We start from the raw sequence: 2606 nt of genomic DNA, 5'->3' as shown, positions 1-2606 counted from the left end.
TTAAAATAAAACTGTCAAAACAGCGTATTTCTTTTCTATGCATTAACAAAAAAGGCAGCCACAATATGCTGCCTTTTTATCTCTCCCCTATTCTTCTCTACCAATACACACCGCCAACATTTTTCTTTAAGAAAATTAGTTAAAAAACTCAAAACAATAAAATAGCGCGCTTTCAACTAGTAAAAATATCCCTTGAAAAAAACTAAACGTCGATTGAAAAATCAATGAGCGCTATTTTATCGTAACCGTGTTAAAGAAAAATATGAAAGATATGGTATCATCTTTGGTTTCATGATGTTGAAAGAGATCTCTATCAGGCTCAAGCATACAGTTTTTTTAAATTTTCTTGCCTACTCCTTTTCTTTAAGCATAAGCAACAAGTTTTATGCAAGCATAACACATATCTTGAATAGAAAAACTTATAATACTTATATAATATTAACATAATGTATTCATATAATACTAAATGAATTTAAGTATAATACGTTATATATTAAATGTATGATTTATTTTATACTTTACATAAAAATAAAAATCGCCTATTCACGTTCCATCTCTAAAATACCCATCCATTTGATATCCTTCTTATAAGCGGGGGAAGAGTGTGGGGCACTTATAATTTAGGAAAATCTTGATGTGTAAAAAGTCCCTTTTATCCTGCACGGCTGTCATAGCTGTCATGCTATTCAACACCCATCTCAATGTATATGCTGAAACTCTTGAAGTTTCCGGCGAGAAAAAAGAAGTATCTAACACAACGTATGAGATTATTAATGCGAAAGACAACGGGGAAATTACCGGCACACATTTAACTGTGGTTGGGAATAAAGACACGGATATTTATGCTGTAACAGCTGACGGTTTTGGCAGTGCGATTACATTACTGCAAGACACAGCCATTAAAGGAACTGATTTTGACATTCGTCTTGGTCTTAATGCAAAAGATGGTGCTACAATCAAAATGACTGGAGGCATTATTACGGTTTCTGAAATTGGCGCTTTCTTCGAAAACAGTATGAATGATAAAAACAAGCTGGAAGGTGTAACAATATCAAGCGGTAAAGATGACCACTTCATGGACAAGGGAATAAATGCCGATAACAAAAGCAAAGTTACTTTAGAAAACGTAACGGTTACGCAAGCAAACACCAGTATATTTGCAAATGATCATTCTGAAATAACGATTTTAGGAGGAGCATTTGATGGAGAACTCAAAGGAATATCTGCTACGGAAGGCAGCGCTATTACTTTAACCTATAGTGAATTAGCCGATAATAAAAAAGGCAGTGTTCAAGTTACATCATCTCATGGTGACGGACTCTATGCAAATGGTGCACAATCCACAATCACAATGATAGGAGGATCAGTCACTGGAGAAAATACAGCATTACTTGCAGAAAATGGCGGACATATTGACGTCACAGATGTTACTTTAAAAAAAGATGGCACCGGAATCGGTGCAATAGCTAATGATGTTGACAGCACAATTGAACTGCACGGAAATACGGTAATTAATGACGCTGTAATTGGGCTTTATGCAACAAACGGTAGCACAATCACAATGACTGGAGGAACCATTACGGCTTTTGAAACTGGTGCGTTCTTCAATGAGAGTAAAAGCGATAAAAACAAGTTAGAAAATGTAACCATTACTTATGCAAATACCAGCATAAGTGATCAAGACAAGCTAGAAAATGTAAAAACATCGGACAATGAATTAGACCCTGGATGGGAAAGTGAATTAGAAAATGAAAAAGAAGAGTTTTTATACACAGGAATAACGGCCTTTGCCGGAAGTCATCTCACTTTAGAAAATGTAACCATTACGCAAGCAGACACCAGCATATCGGCAGAAGATGGTTCACAAGTAACGATATTAGGAGGAGCATTTGATGGAGAACACACAGGGCTATACGTAATGAACGGCAGCTTCATTACTTTAGCCAATAGTAAAGAAGGCAGCGTTCAAGTTACATCATCTGATGGTGATGGACTCTATACAGACGGTTTATTCTCTACCATCATAATGATGGGAGGGACAGTGACTGCGGGAAACAGAGCATTATTTGCACAAAAAGGTGGATATATTAAGGTCACAGATGTTGCTCTAACAACGATGGACGGAAACGGATACGGGGCAGCTTCCACCGATCCTTACAGCTTTATTGAATTGGATGGGGAGACAACGATTAATAATGCTATAAATGGACTTGATGCGGAAAACAATGGTGTCATCATAATGACGGGAGGAGCTGTAACTGCAAAAAGTGCAGCATTGTTTACCATGAACGGTGGATATATTAAGGTCACAGATGTTGCTCTAACAACGATGGACGGAAACGGAAACGGTGCAGCTTCCACCGATCCTGAAAGCTTAATTGAATTGGATGGGAACACAACAATTAATAATGCTCTCATCGGACTTTATACAGAAAATAGTGGTACTATCTCAATGGCGGGTGGAACTGTGACTGGGAAAAGCGCGGCAGTACTTACAAAAAGCGGTGGACATATTAAGCTCACAGATGTTGCTCTAACAACAATGGATGGCAACGGATACGGTGCAGCTACCAGCAATCCTAACAGCTTGATTGAATTACTTGGAA

At 37.6% G+C, this 2606-nt stretch carries 1 protein-coding gene; it reads left to right on the top strand.

Going from position 1 to position 2606, the window contains the following annotated elements; all coding sequences use genetic code 11:
* Window positions 1–634 precede the first annotated feature (634 nt).
* On the top strand, window positions 635–2606 hold a 1972-nt coding region (locus ACFIK0_RS08575; protein WP_375663822.1), incomplete at its 3' end, for a right-handed parallel beta-helix repeat-containing protein.

It is taken from the genome of Bartonella sp. CL63NXGY (assembly GCF_042194905.1).
Classification (GTDB): Bacteria; Pseudomonadota; Alphaproteobacteria; order Rhizobiales; family Rhizobiaceae; genus Bartonella.
This window is presented reverse-complemented; position numbering and strand designations above follow the sequence as displayed.